General features: G+C 69.1%; 24 protein-coding genes and 1 tRNA gene. 11 read left to right on the top strand and 14 right to left on the bottom strand.

Annotated elements, in window-relative coordinates; genetic code table 11:
- The first annotated feature begins 107 nt into the window (after window positions 1–107).
- Window positions 108–1805 carry a CocE/NonD family hydrolase gene (locus tag BJY18_RS28825; RefSeq protein WP_184783041.1) on the top strand — a complete coding sequence of 566 codons (1698 nt, stop codon included), beginning with the start codon at window positions 108–110 and terminating at the stop codon, window positions 1803–1805.
- A 103-nt stretch (window positions 1806–1908) separates the two neighbouring features.
- Here BJY18_RS28825 and BJY18_RS28820 read toward each other — a convergent pair whose 3' ends face one another.
- Window positions 1909–2814, bottom strand: a complete 906-nt coding sequence (locus BJY18_RS28820; protein WP_184783040.1) for an alpha/beta fold hydrolase — start codon at window positions 2812–2814, stop codon at window positions 1909–1911.
- Window positions 2815–2991: 177 nt separating this feature from the next.
- On the opposite strand from BJY18_RS28820, the gene BJY18_RS28815 reads away from it, so the two are divergent.
- Window positions 2992–3399 (top strand): hypothetical protein, encoded by a 408-nt coding sequence (locus tag BJY18_RS28815; RefSeq protein ID WP_184783039.1) that lies wholly within the window; start codon window positions 2992–2994, stop codon window positions 3397–3399.
- 10 nt (window positions 3400–3409) lie between these two features.
- Here the strand turns inward: BJY18_RS28815 and BJY18_RS28810 are convergent, their stop codons facing one another.
- The 5 genes from BJY18_RS28810 to BJY18_RS28790 all read right to left on the bottom strand — a co-directional run bounded on the left by BJY18_RS28810 (window position 3410) and on the right by BJY18_RS28790 (window position 9006).
- Window positions 3410–4627, bottom strand: coding sequence for an FAD-dependent monooxygenase (locus BJY18_RS28810; protein WP_184783038.1), 1218 nt, complete (start codon window positions 4625–4627; stop codon window positions 3410–3412).
- On the bottom strand, window positions 4624–6021 hold the full coding sequence (locus BJY18_RS28805) for an MFS transporter (protein ID WP_184783037.1): 1398 nt from the start codon (window positions 6019–6021) through the stop codon (window positions 4624–4626). Before BJY18_RS28805 ends, BJY18_RS28810 begins: the two co-directional genes overlap by 4 nt.
- A gap of 230 nt (window positions 6022–6251) precedes the next feature.
- Window positions 6252–6926 (bottom strand): response regulator, encoded by a 675-nt coding sequence (locus tag BJY18_RS28800; RefSeq protein ID WP_184783036.1) that lies wholly within the window; start codon window positions 6924–6926, stop codon window positions 6252–6254.
- On the bottom strand, window positions 6923–8149 hold the full coding sequence (locus tag BJY18_RS28795; protein ID WP_184783035.1) for a sensor histidine kinase: 1227 nt from the start codon (window positions 8147–8149) through the stop codon (window positions 6923–6925). Before BJY18_RS28795 ends, BJY18_RS28800 begins: the two co-directional genes overlap by 4 nt.
- A gap of 50 nt (window positions 8150–8199) precedes the next feature.
- A complete protein-coding gene (locus BJY18_RS28790; RefSeq protein WP_184783034.1) occupies window positions 8200–9006 on the bottom strand; it encodes an IclR family transcriptional regulator in 807 nt (268 codons plus the stop codon).
- Between the two features lie 113 nt (window positions 9007–9119).
- On the opposite strand from BJY18_RS28790, the gene BJY18_RS28785 reads away from it, so the two are divergent.
- The 7 genes from BJY18_RS28785 (at window position 9120) to BJY18_RS28755 (ending at window position 15992) form a co-directional block, all read left to right on the top strand.
- Window positions 9120–10514 (top strand): FAD-dependent oxidoreductase, encoded by a 1395-nt coding sequence (locus tag BJY18_RS28785; RefSeq protein WP_312873993.1) that lies wholly within the window; start codon window positions 9120–9122, stop codon window positions 10512–10514.
- A gap of 139 nt (window positions 10515–10653) precedes the next feature.
- Window positions 10654–11892 (top strand): MFS transporter, encoded by a 1239-nt coding sequence (locus BJY18_RS28780; RefSeq protein ID WP_312873992.1) that lies wholly within the window; start codon window positions 10654–10656, stop codon window positions 11890–11892.
- Entirely contained in the window at window positions 11889–12659 is a 771-nt protein-coding gene (locus BJY18_RS28775) for an SDR family NAD(P)-dependent oxidoreductase (RefSeq protein WP_221457995.1), read from the top strand. Before BJY18_RS28780 ends, BJY18_RS28775 begins: the two co-directional genes overlap by 4 nt.
- Window positions 12660–12690: 31 nt before the next feature.
- On the top strand, window positions 12691–14400 hold the full coding sequence (locus tag BJY18_RS28770; protein ID WP_221457994.1) for an FAD-dependent oxidoreductase: 1710 nt from the start codon (window positions 12691–12693) through the stop codon (window positions 14398–14400).
- 44 nt (window positions 14401–14444) lie between these two features.
- Window positions 14445–15326: an alpha/beta fold hydrolase gene (locus tag BJY18_RS28765; RefSeq protein ID WP_184783032.1), complete on the top strand. Its 882-nt coding sequence runs from the start codon at window positions 14445–14447 to the stop codon at window positions 15324–15326.
- 149 nt (window positions 15327–15475) lie between these two features.
- Window positions 15476–15628: a hypothetical protein gene (locus tag BJY18_RS28760; RefSeq protein ID WP_246459003.1), complete on the top strand. Its 153-nt coding sequence runs from the start codon at window positions 15476–15478 to the stop codon at window positions 15626–15628.
- A complete protein-coding gene (locus BJY18_RS28755; RefSeq protein WP_184783031.1) occupies window positions 15621–15992 on the top strand; it encodes a helix-turn-helix domain-containing protein in 372 nt (123 codons plus the stop codon). Before BJY18_RS28760 ends, BJY18_RS28755 begins: the two co-directional genes overlap by 8 nt.
- A 376-nt stretch (window positions 15993–16368) precedes the next feature.
- Here BJY18_RS28755 and BJY18_RS28750 read toward each other — a convergent pair whose 3' ends face one another.
- From BJY18_RS28750 to BJY18_RS28740, 3 genes are all read right to left on the bottom strand, one after another.
- A complete protein-coding gene (locus tag BJY18_RS28750; RefSeq protein WP_184783030.1) occupies window positions 16369–16569 on the bottom strand; it encodes a hypothetical protein in 201 nt (66 codons plus the stop codon).
- A gap of 465 nt (window positions 16570–17034) precedes the next feature.
- Entirely contained in the window at window positions 17035–17700 is a 666-nt protein-coding gene (locus BJY18_RS28745) for a YdcF family protein (protein WP_184783029.1), read from the bottom strand.
- Window positions 17701–17713: 13 nt separating this feature from the next.
- A complete protein-coding gene (locus BJY18_RS28740) occupies window positions 17714–17881 on the bottom strand; it encodes a UTRA domain-containing protein (RefSeq protein WP_246459002.1) in 168 nt (55 codons plus the stop codon).
- Between BJY18_RS28740 and BJY18_RS28735 the strand changes: the two genes are divergently transcribed.
- On the top strand, window positions 17826–18140 hold the full coding sequence (locus BJY18_RS28735; protein ID WP_312874136.1) for a site-specific integrase: 315 nt from the start codon (window positions 17826–17828) through the stop codon (window positions 18138–18140). The genes BJY18_RS28740 and BJY18_RS28735 overlap by 56 nt on opposite strands.
- A gap of 13 nt (window positions 18141–18153) precedes the next feature.
- Here the strand turns inward: BJY18_RS28735 and BJY18_RS28730 are convergent.
- The 3 genes from BJY18_RS28730 to BJY18_RS28720 all read right to left on the bottom strand — a co-directional run bounded on the left by BJY18_RS28730 (window position 18154) and on the right by BJY18_RS28720 (window position 20407).
- Window positions 18154–18227: transfer RNA gene (locus BJY18_RS28730), tRNA-Leu, on the bottom strand.
- Window positions 18228–18307: 80 nt separating this feature from the next.
- Complete coding sequence (locus tag BJY18_RS28725) at window positions 18308–19636, bottom strand: NAD(P)/FAD-dependent oxidoreductase (protein WP_184783027.1); 1329 nt, start codon at window positions 19634–19636, stop codon at window positions 18308–18310.
- A gap of 84 nt (window positions 19637–19720) precedes the next feature.
- The gene (locus tag BJY18_RS28720) at window positions 19721–20407 is read right to left on the bottom strand and encodes a uracil-DNA glycosylase (RefSeq protein WP_184783026.1); all 687 of its coding nucleotides are present in this window, start codon (window positions 20405–20407) and stop codon (window positions 19721–19723) included.
- A 53-nt stretch (window positions 20408–20460) separates the two neighbouring features.
- Here BJY18_RS28720 and BJY18_RS28715 point away from each other — a divergent pair, with 53 nt between their 5' ends.
- Complete coding sequence (locus BJY18_RS28715) at window positions 20461–21954, top strand: S10 family peptidase (protein ID WP_184783025.1); 1494 nt, start codon at window positions 20461–20463, stop codon at window positions 21952–21954.
- A gap of 51 nt (window positions 21955–22005) precedes the next feature.
- Here the strand turns inward: BJY18_RS28715 and BJY18_RS28710 are convergent, their stop codons facing one another.
- Together BJY18_RS28710 and BJY18_RS28705 are read right to left on the bottom strand one after the other, a co-directional pair.
- Window positions 22006–23004: an ABC transporter ATP-binding protein gene (locus BJY18_RS28710; protein ID WP_184783024.1), complete on the bottom strand. Its 999-nt coding sequence runs from the start codon at window positions 23002–23004 to the stop codon at window positions 22006–22008.
- A complete protein-coding gene (locus BJY18_RS28705; RefSeq protein WP_184783023.1) occupies window positions 22997–23998 on the bottom strand; it encodes an ABC transporter ATP-binding protein in 1002 nt (333 codons plus the stop codon). The genes BJY18_RS28710 and BJY18_RS28705 overlap by 8 nt, the downstream gene beginning before the upstream one ends.
- Window positions 23999–24000 lie beyond the last annotated feature (2 nt).

The raw sequence follows: 24000 nt of genomic DNA, 5'->3' as shown, positions 1-24000 counted from the left end.
GCACGCGCAAGTGACGCCACGTCACGTGTGCGACCCGAACAATGTCATGCGCAACCGATGACGTCCTCGCACTGGCCGGACGCGCCGGCACGCGGTGAGATCTGGACATGACCTCGAAACACTCGCGTACCGTCGCGTCGGCCTCCGCGGCACTCGTCGTCGCACTGACCGCCGCGCTCACCGGCTCCACCGCGGTGGCACAGGCCGCGACCGGTGATCCGGTGACCCACGAGGAAAACGACTACGTTCCCGAAGGCGGAGCCTGGACCGAGCACTACTTCCCCTCCTCGGACGGATCCTCGGTGGAGCTGCACGCCGACGTCCTGTTGCCGGCGAACCTGCCCGAGGGCCGGAAGGTGCCGGTCATCATGTCCGCCGGTCCCTACTTCGGGCACTCCGGGCAGGAGGGGCCGGAGGGCCGCGAACACACCGGCCCCTCGGACCGGTTCACCGACCTCGTCGAAGGCGGCCGCCTGTTCGACCGTGGCTACGCCTTCGTCATGGTCGACGTGCGCGGCTACGGCGGCTCGACCGGCTGTCCCGACTTCGCCGGCCCCGGCGAGCAGGCCGACATCGAGGCCGCGATCGACTGGGCCGCGAGCCAGCCGTGGTCGACCGGCTCGGTGGGCATGTACGGCAAGTCCTACGACGCGATCACCGGCCTGGCCGCCAACGACCTGAAGCAGGACGCGCTCAAGGCCGTCGTCGCCCAGGAACCCATGTGGGACCTGTACCGCAACATCCGCTCGAACGGGGTGCCGCGCTCGACGATGGTCAACGTGCCCAACACCTACAACAGCATCGCCGCGTTGCCGCAGCTGCCGGACGACGACGCCCATTACCGGGAGAACGCCGGATACGAGAAGACGCATCCGGAATGCGCCGTGCAGAATCTGCTCGGCTACCAGACCGCCGATCCGGATTCGCAGTACTGGAAAGACCGCGATCTGGCCGAACGCGCGAAGGGCACCGACACCCCGCTGCTGTTCACCCAGGGTCTGCTCGAATGGAACACCGAACCCGAGGCGGTCCAGGAGTACCTCGACAACCACCAGGGGCCGGAGCGCGGATGGCTGGGTCCCTGGGACCACGTGCGCGGTAACGACCGGGTCGAGGACGGCCGCCTTGCCATGGGCCGCGAAGGCTGGTTCGAGGAGACGATGTCGTTCTACGACCGGTACTTGAAGGGCATCGAGCCGTCCGTGCGATACCCGGCATACTCCATTCAGGACAGCACCGGCAAGTGGCGAGCCCAGGACACCTGGCCGGGCGCGGCCCGCACGTCCGACGTCCGGCTCGGTGGCGGGTCCTATGTGGACGACGGCGGCGAGAGCGGAACCAGGACCGGCACCAGTTTCTTCCAGTGGTCACAGCCGGCCGGTAAGCCGGTCAGGGTCACTGCCACTCCGCGGATCTCCTTCGACGCCAAGGGTTACGGGAACGTCATGACCAAGCTGTACGACGTCGCCCCGGACGGGACCGCGGTGCTGTTCAACGAGCAGGTGTCCACGCTGAAACCGGGCGAGGTCGCCTTCGACCTCAAGTCGAGCGACTGGACGCTGGCTGCGGGCCACTCACTGGCCGTGGAGATCGGCACCATCCCGCCCACCGCGGGCGACTGGCTCGACACCCCGTCCCGGGAGAAGATCACCGTGTCCGACGCACGGTTGCGGCTGGCGCTGGACGATCCCGCCGACGACACCCCCACCGCGGGCGAGCGGGCGCCGTACCTGGACACCTACCTGCAGGGCTACACCAGCAAGCTGACCGTCGGCACCCCGACGTTCACCCTGCCCGGCCAGTGACCACCGCACCACCGACGCACCACCGGGCGCCCGCGTGACCGGTCGCGGACAACGACCGATGGCCGGACGAGCTGCTCGCTCGTCCGGCCATCCGGCGCCGGTTTCACGCCGTGACCGACGCGACGACCCGCTGGATCTCTTCCACCGCCACCGCGGGCTCGTCGAGGTAGATGTAGTGCCCGCTCTTCGCCGCGGTGCTCAGCGTGCTGCGGCTGGACAGCCCGAGCCACTTCTTCGCGCCGTCCGACCACGCCTGCTCGAGCGCGGGACCGTACTGCGGGATCGCGGCGAGGTACTGCTGCCCGTGCTGGATCACCGCCACCGGGATGTCCCCGGCCGAGCGGACCTCCCCGTCCTTGGTCGCGAGCTGCTCCGGGTTCTGCCCGCCCAGCATGGCCAGGGTCTGGTCACGCAGCTGCGCGGCGTCCCCGGTGGCGTTCTGCGGGATCAGCCTGGTGAGGTCGGCGGCCTGGACCGGCGAGGTCGCGTCCATCAGCACGACCCCCTTGACCCGGTCCTGGTGCTCGGGGGCGTAGCGGCCGGCGAACAGCCCGCCGAGGGAGTGCCCGGCCAGCACGACCGGGGCGTCGCCGGCGACCTGGTCGATGACCGAGGTCAGGACCTCGCCGCTGGTCTCCATCGTCTGCGGCCCGCTCGGCTGGTCGCTGGTGCCTGCGCCGAGCCGGTCGTAGGAGCAGACGCGGTTCTTCTCGCTCAGGGTCCGCTGGAAGCCGGCCATCTTGTCCAGCCCGTCGCCACCACCGTGCAGCAGCATGATCACCGGTGCACCGGGCTTCGCCTCGCCCGAACAGGACACGTGCACCGACCGGTCCCCGACCTTGATCTTCGTGTCGCCGGTCAGCGGCGCGTGCTCCGTCCGCGGCGCCTCGCTGCCGACGCTCACCGGAGCGTCCGCCATCGCATCGTCCTCGTCGTCACACGCGGCGAGCCCGGCACCCGCCACAGCGCAGCACAGCACCGCCACCGTGGCCCTGACCATGCGGTTCATGATTCTCCTTCCGATTCCACGACCCGGCGCCGCGGCTGAGGAGAAACCTACGGATCCGGGAGCGGGGAATCGTCACCTTGCGGAGCGCACCTGTCCGTAGCTCCCACGGGGGACACGGATCGCGCCCGCGGCCCGAAGGCGGGACCGGTCCCACCCGAGGACGTACACACTGGAGCAATGACTGAGCCGACCCGGCGTCCGAAGCGTCCTCCGGTGCTGATCGCCGCGCTGGTGGCTCTGCCACTGGCCGCCCTGCTGTTCGGGATGACCGCGACGAACCTCGGCGGTCCCGGCGGGGCGAACGCGAGCCTCCCGTCAGCGACCGTGCTGATCTCCCTGCTGGCGATCCGCTTCAACTGGGCTCGCGTGGCGGCACTGGTCGCTCTGGCCATCCTGACCGTCGAATGGCTGCCGGGTGCGGTCCACCACCTCGACGACGAGAGAACGAGCCAAGCCGCGACCTACGTCCTGATCGGCACCGTGCTCTTCGTGGCGGGTGCCGTTCTGGCCTTCCTGACCCCGTCGAACCAGTACTACCGACAGGCCGCGCGCTGGCGAAACAGCCGGAAGCAACGACTCAGCTGACCAGCCGGGATCACGGGGTAGGCGCGAACGTCGGCAGGGCGAGGGCCGAATGCGCCGGCCGTCCCTCCGCGGGCGGTATGGCACGGAGATTGCGCAGCCGGTCGTTGCGCAACTCCAGTGCGCGTGCGGTGGTCGGGAAGAGCTTGGCACCGCCTTCGCCGACCAGGCCCTGATTGACGGCCACGAAGTCACGGGTCCCCTCTTCGTAGGCAGCGAATCCTGCGATATGACCACGATCGGCCAGCGAACCGGCCAGCATGTACGCGCCGACGAGCGCGAGGCTGGTGCCCTGTCCGGTGAGGAACGACGGCGCGTACGCGGCGTCGCCCACCAGCGCGACCCTGCCCTCGGACCAGCGGGGCATGCGGATCTGGCTGACCCCGTCGAAGAACAGGTCGTCCGCATCGCGCAGGGCGGCCAGCATTCCCGGCACCTCCCATCCCGCGTCGGCGAAGACCTCGGTGACCAGATCGCGTTGCGCCGCCGGGTCACGAAACGCCTCGACCGGCGGTTCCGGCCGCGCGAAGTTCAGGAAGGCGTGCACCTCGTCGTCGTCCCCCACGGCGTAGAGAGCCGCGGCCCGGCCCGGGGTGTTCCACATGACGGTCTCGTGGGAGAGCCCGAAGGTGTTGCGCATGGTGAAGACGGCGAAGCAGTAGCCGAGGTACCGATGGAACTGCTCTTCGGGACCGAACAGCATCTCTCTGGTACGGGAGTGCATTCCGTCCGCGCCGAACACCATGTCGAACGTGCGTCGGCCGCCGCCGCGGAAGGTGACGTCGACTCCGTGACCGGATTGGTCGAGGGTGTCGATGGAGTCGTCGAACAGGAACTCGACGTTGTCACGGACCGCCGTGTAGAGCGCGTTGGTCAGATCTCCACGCCGGACCTCCAGGTCCTGCCCCTCGACCCCGCCGGTGACGGAGTGCGGGTGGACCGAGGCCACCTCGCTGCCGTCCCCGTGCAGGAACGTCAGCCGGCGCAGGTCGATGTGCGCGTCCCGCAGTTCGGTCAGGATCCCCATCCGCCGGACGACCTCGAGCGCGGTGCCGCGCACGTCGATGGGGTAGCCACCGCTGCGGACCGCGCCGGACTTCTCCACCACTGTGACCGCGTATCCGTAGCGGTTGAGCCAGAACGCGAGGGCCGGGCCCGCGATACTGGCCCCGGAGATCAGGACCGTGCGCTTGCGCGTGGTGCTGGTTTCCGGCTGATCGATGCGAGTCATTGCGGTACTCCTTTGCCCATGGTGCGGGTGGCGAGCAGGGCCAGCGCCGTGACGACGCCGGCGATGATGAGACCGGTGACGTAGGCCGATTCGGCCGGAACGTCTGTCCCGGAAGGGGTTCCGGCGGCGAGGAGGGCACCGCCGAGCAGCCCGCCGACGGCCATTCCCAGCACGCGGGTCACCAGGATCGTGCTGGTGGCGATGCCGGTTTCGTTCGAGGGAACGGAGGTCGCGATGCTGGTCGTCATCGCCGTGATGCACAGGCCGTTGGCCAGTGCGACCAGTGCCTTGCCGACGACGAGGTGCCAGGCCTCGGAGTGCACGAACGCCATGGCGACCAGTGCCACCACCATGATGACGACCCCGGTGGTGGCCACGGCACGCGAGCCGGAACGGCGCTCCCACATCCCGCCGACCGGACCGGCCAGCGTCGCGGCCACCGTCCCCGGCAGCAGGAAGACGCCGATTTCGGTGGCACTGGCCCCGAAACCGTATCCGTCACCGGAAACACCCCACAGCTGCGGAACGAGGAAGACCGCCATCGAGGTGCCGATGCAGATCACGAACGTGAGCACACACGACTTCCACATCATCGGCCGTGCCAGCATGCGCAGGTCGATCATCGGTGCGGCGGCACGGCGCTCGACGGCGACCCATCCGGCGACGAGTGCGGCCAGGAGCACGACGAGACCGACGAGCAACAGCGGCTGCGAGGCGAGGTCGGGCGCCAGCGAGAGCAGGAGCATCAGCGTGATCAGCGCTGCACTCAGGAGAACCAGCCCGAGCCAGTCGACGCCGGAGGCCTCCGACCGGTCCGGCACATCGTGGGGCACCAGCCGGTGCACGAGAACGACGGCCACGATGACCACGATCGTCGGCAGCGCGAACATCCAGTGCCGGGACAGTCCTTCCGCCACCGGCCCGGCCAGCAGCATCCCCGCCATCCCGCCGCCGACGAACAGCCCGCTGACCACCCCGATGGCCACCTTCGACTGGTGCGCCGGAAGGTGTTTGCGCACCACGATGAACGACAGCGGCAGCGCGCCCACCATCGCGCCCTGCAGTATCTGGCCGGCCAGGAGAACCGGCAGGCTCGGCGCCAGCGCGGACACCAGTCCGCCGATCGCGACCACCGTCATCAGCCGGGTCAGGATTCGTTTCCCGCCGTAGCGGTCGCCGAACTTGCCCGCGATCGGGGTGACGAGCGCGCCGGTGATGGGGATGAGGATGGTGAGCAGCGCCCCTTCGGCCGGACTCATGTCCAGTTCCCGTTGCAGGAGCGGAAGAGTCGGTGACAGCACCGACTCGAGGGCACCGCTGGCGACGGCCAGCATGCCGAGTGCCCCGACAGCGGCCTTCCCGACACGGACCGGGCGAGCCGTGTTCGTGGTCATGAGCGTCCTTCCGGTGATCCAGAGTGCGTGACAGGACGCGCATTGCGTCGCCGCGGGAACGGGCGGACGCGCGCCGGAGGTGACTCAGTGCGGGTGTTGCGCAGCCTCATGTTCCGTCCCTTCGCGCTCTTCTCGTGCTGACGAGGTGAAGAGTGCAGGGACGGCCGGGCGTGCGGCGTCATACCGGGGAGCCAATGTGGACGTACTACCCCGGTAGGGGATGGGCGGTTCTATTCGCCCGGGGTCACCAGCCCCGATTCGTAGGCGAAGACGACTGCCTGGGCGCGGTCGCGCAGGTCGATCTTGGTCAGAACCCGGCTGACGTGCGTTTTCACCGTCTGCTCTGCCAGCACCAGGGCCTGTGCGATCTCCGCGTTGGACTGGCCGCGGGCGACCAGGCCGAGGACCTCGGTCTCGCGTTCGGTCAGGTTCTTCAGCCGCAGCGCGGGTTTGCCGCGGGAGACGGGACGTTGCCGGGCGAAGTCCGCGATCAGGCGGCGCGTCACCGAAGGTGCGAGCAGCGCGTCGCCCGATGCCACGACGCGGACCGCCGCGATGAGGTCGGCCGGCGGCGCGTCCTTGAGCAGGAAACCGCTGGCGCCCGCCCGCAGCGCTTCGTAGACGTAGTCGTCGACGTCGAACGTGGTGAGCATCAGGACCCGCGGCTGGTGCGACACACCCGGCGACGGTGCGAACAGCCGGCGCGTGGCCTCGAGGCCGTCCATTTCGGGCATGCGGACGTCCATCAGCACGACGTCGGGACGGGTGCGCCGGCTCAGCTCGACGCCCTGCGCACCGTCGGGAGCCTCGCCCACCACGTCGATGTCGCTCTGGGCGGACAGGAGTGCGGCGAAGCCGGCCCGCACCATGGCCTGGTCGTCAACGATGATGACGCGCGTCGTCACGTGCGGTCCCTTTCGGTCAGGGGTAGGTGCGCGGCCACCCGGAAGCCGCCGTCCGGCAGTGGTCCCGCGTCGAGGGTCCCGCCGACGAGACGCACCCGCTCGCGCATGCCGACGAGGCCGTGTCCGGTGCCGCTCACCTCGAGCGGCACGGCGGGCGGCACCGGCGGCGAGTCGTTGACGACCAGGACGACGAGCTGCTCGCCGTCGTCCGACACCGACAGCGACACCCGCGTCGGGGCACCCGGTGCGTGCCGCACGACGTTCGCGAGGGCCTCCTGGACGATGCGATACGCGGAGAGCCCGACCGCCTCGGGCACGTCGGCGTCGCAGGGGGTGAACTCCGCCGGCCCGCCGGCCCGCGCTGTCGCTTCCACCAGATGCGCGATCTGCGTCAGGCCCGGCTGGGGCACGAGCTCGCCGTGCGTCTCCTCGCTACGCAGGACGCCGAGGAGCCTGCGCATCTCGCCGAGCGACTCGCGGGCGGTCGTCGCGATGGACGAGAACTCCTCCTGCACGTCCGTCGGCAACTTGTCGAGGCGGTAGGCGGCAGTGTCCGCCTGTACCGTGATGACGGACATGTGGTGCGCCACCACGTCGTGCAACTCTCGCGCGACGCGCGCGCGTTCCTCCAGCAGCGTCCGCCGGTCGCGCTCGGCTTCGCTGATCGTCTCCTGTTCGGCCAGCCTGCGCTGCACCTCGTGCCGTTCACGGAGCGCACCGGCGACCACGAGGGCAGCGCCGCCCAGAATCATCAGCAGGATGCTGTCGCTGCTCGTCCCGTCGGGCACGAAGAACTCCAGCCCGACGCTCGCGGCCGCGGTCGCGAGCCACACCAGCAGCAGCGTCCGCCGCGATTCACGCAGGCCGAGAGCGAGGCAGAGGCCGACGTACCCGACGATCACCGTGGGCGGGAACGGCCACACGTGCCGCCCGTCGAAGCCGACCGCGAGCAGCACGATCGATCCGGCCAGGTCACCGGCGAAGATCACGCACCAGGCCGGCAGCGGGCGGACGACGGTGAGCAGCAGCGGTGCCGCCTGCACCACGGCCAGCGCACTCGCGACGCCTCCGTTGAGGCCGTAGTCGACGCTCAGCACGCGAATGGTGGTGGGCAACAGGGCGACGCTGAGCACAAACGCCACGCCCCACGGCAGCAACCGAACCCAACGACGCGGCGACCCGGCGAACAGCGCGCGTGGGCGCTCCGCCCTCACGGAGGTCATGCGCCCAGCTTATGTGCAGCGCGACCGCGGGCCACGCACGGCCAGTTCGATCACTCGCCTCGACGCCCCTGCGTCGGGCGGCTCGGTGAACGGCCGTCATCGCCGGAAATGCGCGCGGTCCGCGGTGGTTTCGCGATCACAGCCCCGATTTCCGAGGCCGCTCGACGCAGGGCGGTCAGGTATTCCGGCAGTCGGCCGGGCACGTACCGGAACTCCGGGACGCCGAGGGAAACCGCGGAATGCGCATGGTCCTCGGTCCCGCCCACCGCCACGCCCAAGGCCACGAATCCGGACCTGGTCTCGGTGACGTTGGTGCCGAACCCTTTCCTACGGACGTCGTCCAGCGTGTGGCGCAGGCTTCGGGGATCGGCGCCGAGACGTGAGCCGCTGTAGAGCGCGATCACGTCCTCGTCGCTCATCGTGGCGAGCATGGCGCGGCCGCCGGAAACCATGTGCGCGGGAAGCACGAGGCCGGTCCGATCGCCGACGCGAACAGCCTGCCGAGCCTCGACCGTGGCGACGAAGTGCACGTCCCGGCCGCGCAGCACCTGCAGGAACACTGTTTCGTTCAGCTGTTCCGCCAGCTCTTTCACGGCCGGCGCCGCCGAACGCCACAGCCGGCCCAGCGGTCCACGGCCCGCCGGGTTCGCCGGCAGGCGATGGCCCGCGCGGTATTCGCGGGTCACTCCTTGCTCGGCGTAGTCGCGGTGGACGAGTGCGCTCAGCACGCGGTGGGCACTCGACCGGCCGATTCCGAGCAACTGCGCCACGTCGCCGACCGTCACCGCTGCTCCGGTCTGCAACACGGCGAGTACCTGCAGGGCATGGTCCACCGATTTCAGTGGGTAAGTGGGCACGCGTCCCATCTCTTCACCTCCAGCCCTTCGAATCATAGCTGGTCAAACGCCCGAAATTCTGTAATGCGGAACGCCACGGCGTCCGGAGAGCCAGTCGGGCACCGTTCTCGGCCGTGACCACAGGCACGAGAGGAGGAGCGTTGCAGGTGCTGCACACGGCGGAGGGCGACTCGATCAGCTTGCCCGGCGAGACCATCGAAGCAGCCGGGCCGGTGGACGTCGCCGTCGCGGGAGGCGGCCCGGCCGGGTTCTGCGCGGCCGTCGCCGCGGCCCGCTCCGGAGCCCGGACGGTGCTCGTGGAGAAGGCGCCGTTCCTCGGTGGCACGGCGACCGGCGCGATGGTCGCCAGTTTCATGGGCTTCTACTGGCGCGACGTGCGCGTCAGTGGCGGCATCGGCCACGAGATCACCGACCGCCTCGTGAAAGCCGGAGGCGCGAAGGCGTTCACCCCCTACGTTCTCGCCGAGGCCAGCCGGAACCCGGTCAAGGTGCGGACGTTCCCCTTCGATCCGGAAGTGCTCAAGTTCGTTCTCGACGACATGCTCGCGGAGAGCGGCGCCGAGCTGCAGTTGCACACCCAGGCGGTCGACCCCCTCCAGCAGGACTCCACGGTCCGCGGGATCGTCACGCAGGACCAGTACGCACGTCGCGCGATCCGGGCGAAGGTGGTGGTCGACGCCACCGCGAACGCGGTCCTCTGCCGCCGGGCGGGGTGCCGGACGCAGAACCAGGTCGAGCACCGGCGCGACCGCCAGCCGATGACGCTCATGGCGAGGCTGTCGAACGTCGATGTCGCGCGCTTTCGCGCCCTGCCGCGTGAGGAGAAGCGGCGGCTGGCGGTGTCGGGCGTGCGGGCCGGTGCGCTGAAACAGGAATTGCTCTCGCTGGTCAGTTCCCCCGAGGGATCCGACGCGTTCGTCCTGATGACCCGGGTGACCGGGCTCGACGGCTCCGACAGCCGGGACCTCACCGTCGCGGAACTGGCCGGCCGCACGCAGATCCGGGCCGTCGTCGAGTTCCTCCGGACGTCCGTGCCGGGGTTCGAAAGGTCTTACCTCGCCGCGCTGGCTCCGTGGATCGGTGTGCGCGAGACGTGGCGAGTCGAGGGCGACTACACGCTGACCGAAGAAGACGTGCTCGGCGGACACCAGTTCACCGACGCGATCGCCCAGGCCGGTGGCCCGCTGGACGTGCACGACACCACGGGGACCGGACTCGTCCTGCTCGAACCACCCGCGCCCTTCTCCGTCCCGTACCGGTGTCTCGTCCCGCGGGGGACGGAGGGTCTGCTGGTGGCGGGCCGGTGCCTGTCGGCGACGGGGCGTGCGATGGGCGCCACCCGGCACATGGGTACGGCGATGGCGACGGGACAGGCGGCCGGCACCGCCGCCGCCATCGCGGCCGGCGAGGACATCAGCACCCACGACGTTCCGGGCGAGCAGCTGCGCCGCGCGCTGCGCGACGCGGGCGCCATCGTCGATTCCCCCGTTCTCCGCAGCGAACCCTGACGGACCCGCACTTTCCTTGCCCTGTCCCGTACATCGACGTCGAAGGCGGTCACCGTTGACCCACACCTCATCGGCTCTGCACCCGAGAACGACCTCGCGAGCCAGACATCGAGCCGTCGCCGCGAATCTCATCGGCACCGTGCTGGAGTGGTACGACTTCTACATCTACGGCACGGCCACCGCGCTCGCGTTCGCCCCGCTGTTCTTTCCCGCCGCGAGCCCGGTCGCCGGAACGCTGGCGGCCATGGCCACCTACGCGATCGGCTTCGTCTTCCGGCCCGTGGCGGGCATGGTGCTCGCGCGGTGGGGCGACACGATCGGGCGCAAACGGCTGCTCATCCTCTGCCTCGTGCTGATGGGTGCCTCGACCGGCGCCATCGGGCTGCTCCCGACCCATGCACAGGCCGGGCTGGCCGCGCCGGTTCTCCTGGTGGTGCTGCGGCTGGTGCAGAGCCTGGGAGCCGGCGCCGAATACGGCACGGCGGTGACGATGACCTCGGAGTACTCGACCGCCGGACGGCGCGGGCTGTACGCGACCGTGCCGGCACTCGGCGTCGGACTGGGAATCATGCTGGGCACCGGCGTCTTCGCGCTCATTTCGCTGCTCCCGCGCGAGTCCTTCCTGGCCTGGGGCTGGCGGCTGCCGTTCCTCTTCGGGTTCTGCCTCGTGTTCGTCGGGCTCTACCTGCGGCTGCGGGTGGCGGAGTCCCCGGAGTTCGAGCGGTTGAAGGACTCCGGGACTCTGGCGGCCAGTCCGTTGCGGGAACTGGTCCGCACCGGCCGCAAGCACCTGGTACTGGCGTCCCTCGCGCGGTCGACGGAAGCCGTCTGCGCGCAGCTGTTCAACGTCTTCGCGATTTCGTACTGCACCGCGCAACTCGGGATGAGTGCCGGGCCCGCCCTGACCGGGGTCCTGGTGGCGAACGCGGTCGGACTGGCGGTGATTCCACTGAGCGGGCACCTGGCCGATCGGGTGGGCCGCCGTCCGGTGTTCCTCTTCGGACTGTTCTTCATCGCCGTGTTCGCCTTTCCTTTCTTCTGGTTGCTGGAAACGCGGAATCCGCTGCTCGTCATCGTCGCGCTGGTGCTCGCCTACGGGCTCGGCGTCAAGGTCGTCCTCGCGGTGTCCGGCGCGTACCTCTCCGAGATGTTCGAGCCGCGGGTCCGGAACTCCGGGGTCACGATCGCTCGCTCGCTTTCCGATCCGCTGGGCGGGTTCACCCCGTTGATCGCTTCGGCGTTGTGCGCGGCGACCGGTTCGTACTGGGCGGTCGGAGCGGTGCTCGTCGCCCTCGCTCTCACGTCGGCGGCTGCCGTCTTGGCGAGCCCGGAAACCCGCGGCCGTCGTGATCCGTCTCCGGAAGGTGTGTCATCGTGAATTTCCCCAGTGGGCAAGGCGTCCATGACCGTCCCGCGGCCGGTGACGGGATCGACGGCCTGCGCGTCGTGGTCGTCGGTGCCGGAAACGGCATCGGCGCCGGAGTCGCCGAACTGCTGCTGGACTCGGGCGCGGTCGTCGTCGGCAGCGACCTGCCCGCGGTGCGGCCGTCCCTGCCCGGCCTGGCCGGATGGCTCCCCGTCGATCTCACCGATCCCCCGAGCGTGCGCGAGATGGTCGACAACGCAGTGCACACGCTCGGCCGGATCGACGGGGTCGTCAACTGCGCCGGCATCCTCGGGGACCCCGCACCCGCGGCCGAGGAGCCGATCCACCACTTCGAGCACGTCCTGCGCGTCAACCTCACCGGCGCGTTCGCGCTGTCCCAGGCGGTGCTCCCGGTGATGGCCGCCGCCGGGTACGGGCGTCTGCTGCACCTCGCCTCGATGGCGGGCAAGGACGGCAATGCCGCAATGACCGGGTATTCCGCGTCGAAGGCCGGTCTCATGGGGATGGTGAAAGCTCTCGGCAAGGAGTACGCGACCACGGGCGTCACCGTGAACGCGGTCGCTCCGACCATGGTCGAGACGACCCTGATCCGGGGGATGTCCGACGAGCAGGTCGCCCACCTCCGCACGCTCATCCCGATGGGCCGGCTCGGCAAGGTTTCCGAGGTCGCCGCGCTCGTGCGGTGGGCCATCTCGCCTGCTGCGTCGTTCACCACGGGATTCACCTACGACCTCTCGGGCGGGCGGGCGACGTACTGATCTGTGTTTCACCCCAAGGAAAGGAATGCAGATGACCGACTGGGATCAGGAGGTCGACCTGCTGGTCCTCGGATCGGGTGCAGCAGGGCTTACCGCCGCGCTCGTCGGAGCGAACGAAGGGCTGTCCACTCTCGTCGTCGAGAAATCGGAGTGGCTGGGCGGTACGACGGCCCGTTCGGCGGGCACCGTGTGGATTCCAGGGCACCGGCAGCTGGCCGACCCCGAGGCGGACGCCGCGGAGGCCGCTCGCTACCTCGACGCGCTCGTCGGTGACCGCGGTCCCCGTGACCTGCGCACGGCGTACCTCCGGCACGCCCCCGACGCCCTGGAGTACTTGCGGACCTTGGGTATCGGCTTCCGGCACACGGCCGGCGCCGTCGATTACCACCCCGAGCTGCCAGGGGCGGGCGTCGGACGCGCCCTGGAACCGGAGCCCTTCGACGGACGCCGGCTCGGACGGCGAGCCTTCGGCCGGGTCCGCCACCCGGTGCGGGAGTTCACGCTTTTCGGCGGAACGTTGATGGTCCGCCGGGCCGAAGCGGACCAGCTGGCGGCCGCGTTCGCCGGGGAAACCGTCCGGGCAGCGGTGATGGCGGGCCGGCTCGGACTGCGCTGGCTGCTCGACCGCGCCGGTGGCCACCCCCGCGGCACGCGGTTGACCATGGGTAACGCGCTCGTCGCCGCCCTCTACGGACGGTTGCTTGCGACGTCGGCGGACGTGTGGTTCACCGCGCACGCCGACGAGCTCGTCGTGGACGAGCGCGGCCGGGTCTCCGGAGCGGTGGTGCACCGGCGGGGCGCAGTCAGCCGGATCCGTGCCCGGCGCGGCGTCGTCCTCGCCTGTGGTGGCTTCGCCGCGAACCCCGCGCTGCGAGCCGAACATTTGCCCGAGCCCGTCGCCCAGTTCACGCCGGCTGTGCCGGAAGCCACCGGAGACGGCCTGCACCTGGCCCGGGCGGCCGGAGGAACGCTCGGTGCGTCGCAGGACGACAACGCGATGTGGTTTCCCGGCTCTCTCGGCCGGCGACGTGATGGCAGTACGGCGGTCTTCCCCCACATCTGGGACCGGGCCAAGCCCGGCATCGTGGCCGTCGACCGAAGCGGCCGCCGGTTCGTCGACGAGTCACTGTCGTACCACCGTTTTGTCCGAGCCATGTACGCCACCGACGCGGCGGTGCCGGCGTGGCTGGTCACCGACGCTGCGTCGCTGCGGAAGTACGGTTTGGGCATGGTCCGGCCGTACCTGCCGAGAGTTGCACTGCGGCGTCACCTGGCCGACGGGTACCTCCAGTCCGGCCCCACCGTGCGCGCGCTTGCCGGGAAGATCGGCGTCGACCCCGACGCGCTGGAGCAGACCGCGGCCGCGGCGTGCCGAGCGGCCGCGGTGGGCCGCGACGACGAGTTCGGCAAGGGACAGAGCCCGTTCGGCCACCAGTACGGCGACCGGGCCCACCGCCCGAACGTCAACCTGGGCCCGCTGGATCGTCCGCCTTTCTACGCCGTCGCCGTCTTCCCGGTCCCACTCGCGACCACGCTCGGCTTGCAGACCGACGCCGACGCGCGTGTCCTCACCGCAGCCGGCGAGCCCGTGCCGGGTCTGTACGCCTGCGGCGACGACGCGAACTCGGTCACCGCGTCGGAGTATCCGGGGGCTGGCTGCCGGATCGGCAGCGCTCTGACGTTCGGATACCTCGCGGCCCGGCACGCGGCGCGGGGCCTGCGTGAAGGAGACGGAGTTTGACCCGCCTGCGGCCGAGTCGCCGCACGATCCTGGGGAGCGCACTCATGACCGGATTCGGCGCACTCGCGGCCTGCGGACGTCCCGAAGAGACATCCGGGACGGACTTCGTCCTGGTGCACGGCGCGTGGCACAGCGGTGCCGCCTGGGCGGAGGTGAGCTTCGAGCTCGCGGCCGCGAACTCGCGTCCCTGTGCGCTGGACCTGCCGGGAGCGGGACCGAACGCCCGCTTCCCGGCGTCGTACCTGACCGGCGGCCAGGAGGGTTTCACCACCGAACCCTCCCCGCTGCGGGACCTCACCCTGGAGGACGTCGCGGACGCCGTCGTGGAAGCGCTGCGACGGCTGGCCGCCGGCCGCCGGGTGGTCCTCGTCGCGCACAGCCTCGGTGGGCTCGCGGTCACGCGGGCTGCGGAGAAGGCTCCCGAACTGGTCGACCACCTCGTCTACGTCGCGGCCCTCGTGCCGACGCTGCTGAGGTCGGCGGCCGGCTACCTCGGCCTGCCCGAGGCCGGCGCCCGGTACCCGGGCCTCTACGTCGGCGACCCGGCGAAGATCGGGGCGACGCGGCTCAACTTCCGCAGCACCGACGCCGGCTACCGCGACCTGCTGCACCGCACCTTCTACGGAGACGTGGACGAGGAGCGCTACCTGGCCTTCACACACGGTCTCGTCCCGGACAACCCCACCGCGATCGCCCGAGCCGAGGTCGAAGTGACCGAAGACCGCTGGGGTTCGATACCCCGGTCGTACATCCTGACGACCCAGGACCGGGTCGTCACCCCCGCACTGCAGCAACGAATGATCACCGACGCGGACCACTTCGCCCCGGCCCACCCCTTCCAGGTCCGCACGATCGACAGCAGCCACTCCCCGTTCGCTTCGAAACCACAGGAACTGGCCCACCTGATCCGGACGCTCTCGAACTAGCGTGGGTATCGAAGCGCGGTGAAGCATGGATCCCGTCACATAACTTCTCGGTTATGAGGATGACCGTGGAGTGGGCAGTTGAGCTGGACGACGACGTGGAAGCTTGACTGCTTGGATTATGTGCGACCGACCCGGAAAGTGGCGACCTGATGGAAGCCGCGATCGATCAACGCTGCGCGATCCTGCTGGTCGCAGGTGACAGACAGGGGCAGTGGAGCGGCTGGTACAAGACGGCGATTCCGCTGGCAGACAGACGCTTCGAGAAACACCTGACCGCACTGGAAGTCGGCTCAGATGACTAAGACGTGGCGAGAAGTTAAGGCACGCAAGGAAGAGCTCGATCACGCCGCCGGGCGCGATGGTGAAGCTGTGCGGGCTGCCGCGATGAATCGAACAGCTCTTCACGTGCTGGGTCATCGGCTTGGAGAGCTCCGAGAGCGCACGGATCTGACCCAGCAAGACGTCGCTGACCGGATGGACGTAACTCAGCCTCGCGTGAGCAAGATCGAACAGGGCGACCCTGAACTCATGTCGGTCGAGACGATCCGCCGATACGTGGCAGCTCTTGGCGGCCACCTCCGGGTCGTCGCCGACTTCGACGTTCCTGCCCAAGGTAATCCGAACACCGAGGCTGAGATCGAAACCGACACCCTCTTCAACATCTGAGCTGCCGGCGGGGGCCCTTCAGCCCGATCCGAACACAGCCATCCGGCGCGGCTCGACCATCCCGCAGGTCGAACCCTCTGCCCGGAGGCCATCTCGACGACATCATGTGAGATCAGGCGGCGAAATGGGGCGCAAGTGGGGCACTTGATCTTACTTGCGCCTCATTGCCATCCCTCTGACCTGCGAAAACGGTGCCCCCGGCGGGGTTCGAACCCGCACTTGATCGATTTCCGGACGGCAGTGGGCAACGATGGTTACCCACTGCCGTGCTTACCTTTGACCTGCACTATTCACATAGGCAAACAGTCGTCGCTAGGTGTTGACACTGGGTCGAATGGTATCCAAATCCGGGGGTAAACCGTGGGTTGATCTCGTCCTACTGCCTGTTGTACGGGGACTGGTTCGTCGGCTTCAACGAGACTCCGTCCTTCTGCGCCTGCGCGCGAATGGCATCCTCGGTCCGGCCCAGTTTTAGGCCGATGATTCTGGTAGGCGTGTTCTCCTTCGCGAGCTTGGCGAGCTTCTGCCTGTCGGCATCCGTCCACGGCTGCCCACTGTTCCGGTTGTACTCGGGCATTGGCGATCCTCCTGGTTTGCTTGCACCTGGCACGCAAGTCGCGAACGGAGACACTCGCGTTACTGGTGTTGATCACCTGCAAGTGGGTGACCTCTCCGCCATCTCGTCGACCTGGCGTAGCCCGATCACGTCGGGTCAAGGGGGCGCCTTCCTGCGGTCCGCAACGTGCCGGCCGAACTGCCCCCTTGACGCGGCGTGATAGCCCTCCGGGAGGTCGGCGAGATGGCGGCAGGCCGCTCACGGACGCGACGTGCACGCTCGTCCTGGCCATCTCGGAGACCTGCCCGTCCGGCGAGGACATGTTCTTTCCTCTTTGGACGCGGCCTCAGGTGCAGCCGCCCGGGCCGGGCGCGTGGGTGCCGGAGGCGGGCCCCGTGTGCCCGGATCCGGAGCGGCGCGGCCCCGGAGGGGCCGCCTTGAACAAGAAAAGAAACTCTGAACACAGGGTCTACGCCGTAGCCGGGTCTAGGACGTCGCGATGAGTCGGGCCGTGTAGCCAGCGTCGACAAGTCGTTCGTACGCGGAGGACACACTGGCGGGCATGTCCTGCTCGATGGCATCCCCGGTTTCGGCATAGACAGTGATGCGCTGGGTGTCGCCGACGAGCATGTTGATGACCCGGTCGGCGTCGCCGATGCTCGCGACATAGTCGTCCACCGTCTGCTGAGTGGCGGAGCACAGGAAGTCGACGCCGGGCCACTGCTTCTTCGCCGTGGCGTATGCGCGTCGCTGCTGGTAGGGACGGCTCAGAATGAGTGCTGTCGTAACCGGGAGATGGTGGTGTTCGGCCAGTCTCCGAGCGAACTCGAAGTTCTCTGCAGTGTTGGTTGCGTCCGGCTCGACGAGGATGGCGCCGTCCGGCATGCCTGACTCGATAGCGAGTTCGCGGTAGTGGACTGCCTCGCCCTGAGGGAATCGCTCAACGGTGGTAGGCGCGTTGGCTCCAGTGAAGATCGCACACGGAAAGAGCCCACAGGAATACAGCTCGGCTGCGTAGGTTGCGACGCTCGGATCGTGGCTGCCGAGTCCAATTGCGAGGTCGACAGGAAGGAGGTCATCGTCGATGCGGTGGTAGTCCCACAGGGTCTGGACGTCGGCGCGCACTTCGTCCGGGATGCTGGCGTCGGGCATTGGGCGCCTCCGCTCAGTCGGGGATCTGGAAGGTGTAGGTCCACGAGAACCGTGATGCGGCGTGGACGCCTCGGGCGAACTCGACTGGCTGCCCGTCTGCGGTCCTGGTGGTCCGATGCAGGATCATGACCGGCTCACCGGCGGGAAGCTCAAGCTCTTCGGCTTCCTCTGGTGTCGGCATCCGCGCTGAGACAGTCTCGGTCATATTCCGCAAGACTGCCGCTACCGTGCTGGACGACGCGAAGCTCAGCTCGCGGCAGATCGCAGATCAGCTCGGCCACGCGCGCCCGTCGATCACGCAGGACGTGTACATGGGCCGCACCACGGTCTCGCGGGACAACGCGGTCGCGCTGGAAAGCATGTGGCTCGACCTCGCCCAGGAGAATTCCGGGGGTAAACCGGGGGTTGATCTTGACCGGGACGATCAGTCATCCCTCTGACCTGCGAAAACGGTGCCCCCGGCGGGGTTCGAACCCGCACTTGATCGAGTTTAAGTCGACTGCCTCTGCCAGTTGGGCTACGGGGGCCGCGGGCAACTTTAGCGGCCGGTGGGAAACGCCGAGGCCGGGCCGTCCTCGTGGACGGCCCGGCCTCGGGAAAAACAAGCTCAGCTCTTGGTGACCCGGTCGAACTCTTCCTTCGGGTTGTTGATCTGGCCCAGCGAGATGACCTCGCGGCGGAACAGGCCACCCAGCATCCAGTCGAACAGGATGCGGATCTTGCGGTTCCAGGTCGGCATCGCCTTGAGGTGGTAGGCGCGGTGGAACAGCCAGGCCGGGAAGCCCTTGATCTTCAGGTTCAGCGCGTCGGCCACGCCCTTGTGCAGGCCGAGGCTGGCCACGGCGCCGAGGTTCTTGTGGTAGTAGTCCTTCGCCTTGCCGCCGCGGATCACCTTGATGATGTTCTTCGACAGCAGGGTCGCCTGGCGGACCGCGTGCTGGGCGTTCGGCGGGCAGGTCGCCGTGGGGTCGGCCTCGGTGCGCGACAGGTCCGGGATGGCCGCGTTGTCGCCCGCGGTCCACACGTCCGGGTGGCCGACGACCTGCATGGCCGCGGTGGCCTCGAGCCGGCCGCGCTTGTCCAGCGGCAGGTCCGACCCGGCGAGCACCGGGTTGGCCTTCACGCCCGCGGTCCAGATGATCGTGTCGGTGTCGAACTCGGTGCCGTCCGAGAGCACCACGTGACCGTCCTCGAACGACTTCGCGGCGGTCGAGAGGTACACCTCGATCCCGCGCTTCTCCAGCTGCCCGACGGTGTACACGCCGAGCGTCTCGCGCACCTCGGGCAGGATCCGGCCCGCCGCCTCCACCAGCACCCAGCGGATGTCGGAGACCTCGATGTTCGGGTAGTAGTTCTCCACCGCGAACCGGGTCATGTCCTCGAGCTCGGCCAGCGCCTCGATCCCGGCGAAGCCGCCGCCGACCACGGTGAAGGTCAGCAGCCGCTTGCGCAGCTCGGGGTCGAGCGTGCTGGACGCCTCGTCGAGCTTGGTCATGATGTGGTTGCGCAGGTAGATGGCCTCGCCGATCGTCTTGAACGAGATGCCCTGCTCGACCAGGCCGGGAATCGGCAGGATCCGCGCGACGGCGCCGAGCGCGACCACGAGCACGTCGTAGTTCAGCGTCTCGATGTGGCCGTCGGCCGCTTCGACCGTGACGGCCTTGCGCTCGTTCTCGATCTTGGTGACGCGCGCGGTCAGCACGTGGCAGCGCTTCAGCACGCGCCGCAGCGGCACAACCACGTGCCGCGGCTCGATCGCGCCGGCCGCCGCCTCGGGCAGGAACGGGGCATAGGTCATGTGCGGCTGCGGGTCAACGACGGTCACGGAGGCCTCGTTGGCGCGCAGCATCTTCTGAAGCCCGTACGCCGTGTACAGGCCGACGTATCCACCACCGAGGATGAGAATCCGAGTCGGTTCCGACTTCGCAGCAGCCATGACCTCATGGTCGCACTTCCGAAGCGGTGTCGCTCGGGTACCCCGTCCCGCTGTGACCAGCGTCGCCACGCAGGCGGTAACGATTCAGACGAGCCCGGCAGCCGAGGCCGCGGCGGTGACCACATCCACCACCATGGAGTGGGTCAGCCGGCCGGTCTGGACATTGCGTGGGGACACGTGGTAGCAGCCGAAAAGCCGCAGGCCGGCCAACTGCACCTCGGCCCCGTGCCCGAACACCGGCCGCGGCGAGGGCACCGGCACCCCGGCCGCGGCGAGCACCGGCAGCAACGCCTGCCAGCCGAATCCGCCGAGCACGACCACTGCCCGCAGCGTCGGGCGCAGCAGGGCCAGCTCGTCGGCGAGCCAGTGCCGGCACGTGTCACGCTCGGCGGGGGTGGGCCGGTTGGCCGGCGGCGCGCAGCGGACCGGCGACACGAGCCGGGTGCCCCGCAGCACGAGCCCGTCACCAGGGCCGAGGGATTCCGGCCGCGAGGCCAGCCCCACCTCGTGCAGCACGCGGAAGAGGAAGTCACCCGACGGATCGCCGGTGAACATTCGCCCGGTCCGGTTGGCGCCGTGCGCCGACGGTGCAAGACCGACCACCGCGAGTGCGGCGTCCTCCGCGCCGAACCCTGGCACCGGCTTCGCCCAGTACTCGTCGTCGGTGAACGCGGCGCGCTTGGCCACCGCGACCTGCTCACGCCAGGCGACCAGACGGGGGCACGCGCGGCAGCCGGCGACCGCGGCGTCCAGCTCGGCTAGCGTGCCCATCGGCCTCCTTCGGCAGGTGTCCGGCAAACCGTAACCCCGGCTAGGTTGGGGCCATGTCCGACACCACCGCCGCGGCCGAGACCGCCGAGAAGACCCACGACGAGGAGACCAAGGCGCCGGAGCCGGTCGACGACCTCGTGACGACGCAGCACACCCTCACCGTCAAGCGGCGCAAGCTCGCCTACACCGCGCAGACCGGCCGGATCGTGCTCCGCCAGGAGGCCAAGAAGGACGGAAAGTCCGAGGGCCACAAGGTCAAGGCCGAGGTCTTCCTGACCGCCTACACCCTCGACGACGCCGATCCCGGCACGCGTCCGGTGACCTTCGCCTTCAACGGCGGTCCCGGTTCGTCGAGCATCTGGCTGCACATGGGCCTGCTGGGTCCGCGGCGGGTGCTCTCCGGGGACGTCGACAGCCTGGTGCCGCCGCCCTACGGGCTGGCCGACAACCCCGACAGCCTGCTCCAGCACAGCGATCTGGTGTTCATCGACCCGGTCAGCACCGGGTACTCGCGGGTCACCGAGGGCGGCGAATCCCAGGAGTACACCGGATTCCAGGGCGACGTGGAATCGGTCGCGGAGATCATCCGGCTGTGGGTGTCGCGAAACGAGCGCTGGCTGTCGCCGAAGTTCCTGGCCGGGGAGTCGTACGGCACGCTGCGCGCGGCCGCGCTCGCCGGGCACCTGCAGGACCGCTACGGGCTCTACCTCAACGGGCTGATGCTCATCTCGTCGGTGCTGGACATGGGCACGCTGCGATTCCACGAGGGCAACGACCTGCCCTACTCGCTGTACGTGCCCACGTACGCGGCGATCGCGCACTACCACGGCCGGCACGGCGAGCGACCCCTCGACGACGTGCTCGCCGACGCCGAGGACTTCGCGGCGAAGGAGCTGCCCTGGGCGCTGTCCCGTGGCGCGCGGCTGTCCACTGAGGAGCGTGCCGAGGCGGTGGCCACGCTCGCGTCACTGACCGGGCTCACCGAGTCCTATGTGGACCAGGTGAATCTCCGGATCGAGCACGTGCGGTTCTTCACCGAGCTGCTGCGCGAGGAGGGCCACACGGTCGGCCGGATGGACGGCCGCTTCACCACGTGGGAGGTCGACGGCGGACGTGAGCACATGAGCGACGACCCGTCGGTCTCACGGATCATCGGCGCCTACTCGGCCGGCTTCAACCACTACGTGCGGTCCGAACTCGGCTACCGCAACGACCTGCCGTACGAAATCCTGTCCGGCGACGTCTTCCAGGCCTGGTCGTACAAGGAGTTCGAAGGCCGTTCGGTGTCGGTGGTGGGTACGCTGAGCGCGGCGATGCGGGCGAACCCGTACCTGAAGGTGCACGTGGCCTTCGGGCACTACGACGGCGCCACGGCGTACTACGCGTCCGAGCACGTCCTGGCGCAGCTGGAGATCCCCGAGGAGCTGCGGGAAAACATCGACACCGCCTACTACCCGGCGGGGCACATGATGTACGTCCACGAACCCTCGCGCCTGCAGCAGTCCAAGGATCTCGGCGACTTCGTCAAGTCCGCCTCGAACCGCTGACCCCTCGTGAGGGGTGAGTCCGGTTCTGACCGGACTCAGCACTCACCGGCGTCACGGCACGACGGAGCGGACCTCGGCGAAGTGGCAGGCCGACAGGTGCCCGTCGGTGCGCGGCTCCAGTGCCGGCACCTCGGTGGCGCAGACGTCGGCCGCCTTCCAGCAGCGGGTGCGGAACCGGCAGCCCGACGGCGGGTCCAGCGGGCTCGGCGGGTCGCCGTCGAGCCGGATGATCTGCCGCTGCCCGCGCACCGCCGGATCGGCGACCGGAACCGCGGAAAGCAGCGCCTGGGTGTAGGGGTGCGACGGACGTTCGTAGATCTCGTCCTCGGTGCCGACCTCGACGATCTTTCCCAGATACATCACCGCGACCCGGTTCGACAGGTGCCGCACCACCGAAAGGTCGTGCGCGATGAACACATAGGACAGTCCGAACTCGCCCTGCAGCTCACCGAGCAGGTTCATCACCTGCGCCTGGATCGACACGTCCAAAGCGGATACCGGCTCGTCGCAGATGATCACCTTCGGCCGCAACGCCAGCGCCCGCGCGATGCCGATGCGCTGACGCTGCCCGCCGGAGAACTGGTGCGGATAACGGTTGGCGTGCTCGGGGTTCAGCCCGACGACTTCCAGCAGCTCCTGCACCTTCGCCGCCCGCGAGCCCTTGGGCGCCACGTCGGGGTGGATCTCGAACGGCTCGCCGACGATGTCGCCGACGGTCATCCGCGGGTTCAGCGACGTGTACGGGTCCTGCAGGACGATCTGGATCTCCCGCCGCAGCCTGCGCAGCTCCGCGCCCCGCAACCGGAACAGGTCCCGGCCGTCGAAGCTGGCGGTGCCGCTGGTCGGCTCCTCCAGTCGCATCAGCACCTGCGCGAGCGTCGACTTTCCGCAGCCGGATTCGCCCACCACGCCGAGGGTTTCGCCGGGCATCAGGTCGAACGAAACGCCGTCGACGGCCTTCACCTGACCGATCGTGCGCTTGAACAGCACGCCCTGGCGCACCGGGAAGTGCTTGACCAGGTCGCGCACGCTGAGAATCGGCTCAACCACGGCTTTCCACCACCTCTTCGGCGAAGTGACACGCACTGACCCGGCCGAGACCGAGATCGTGCAGGGGCGGCCGCTCGTCGCGGCAGTGCTGCTCGGCCCGCTTGCACCGCGGATGGAACGGACAGCCGGGCGGGATGTCCAGCAGGCTCGGCGGCAGTCCCTTGATCGTCTCGAGGGTCTGTCCCTTGACGTCCAGCCGCGGCAGCGAATCCATCAACGCCGCGGTGTAGGGGTGTCCCGGCGAGCTGTAGAGCTCACGCGCGTCGGCCTGTTCCACGATCCGCCCGGCGTACATCACCGCGATCCGGTCCGCGACCTCGGCGACCACCCCGAGGTCGTGGGTGATCAGGATCAGCCCCATCCGGCGTTCCCGCTGGATCTCCGCGAGCAGGTCCATGATCTGCGCCTGCACCGTGACGTCCAGCGCGGTCGTCGGCTCGTCCGCGATCAGCAGATCCGGGTCGAGCGCGAGCGACATCGCGATCATCGCGCGCTGGCGCATCCCGCCGGAGAACTGGTGCGGATAGTCCTTCACCCGCCTCTCGGCGGCCGGGATACGGACCAGCTCCAGCAGCTCGATCGCCCGCTTACGGGCGTCCTTCTTGGACAGTCCCTGCCGGACGCGCAGCTGCTCCTCGATCTGGAACCCGACGGTGAACACCGGGTTGAGCGCGGAAAGCGCGTCCTGGAAGATCATCGCGATCTCCGCGCCCCGCAGCTCACGCCGTCGCTGCGGGCTCGCCGTGAGCAAATCCTCACCGCGGTAGCGGATCGAACCAGCGGTGATCACGCCGGGCGGGGTGTCCAGGATGCCCATGATCGTCTGCGCGGTCACGCTCTTGCCCGAGCCGGATTCACCCAGCACCGCCAGCGTTTCCCCGGCATGGACGCCGTAACCGACGCCGTTGAGCACGTTCGCCACTCCGTCGGAGGTGCGGAACTCCACGTGCAGGTCCTCGACCTCGAGCAGCAGCTCGTCATCCACTGTGGACATGC

Source organism: Amycolatopsis jiangsuensis (assembly GCF_014204865.1).
GTDB lineage: Bacteria > Actinomycetota > Actinomycetes > Mycobacteriales > Pseudonocardiaceae > Amycolatopsis > Amycolatopsis jiangsuensis.
Note: the sequence above shows the minus strand (reverse complement) of the source record. Positions and strands in the feature narration are given on the sequence as shown.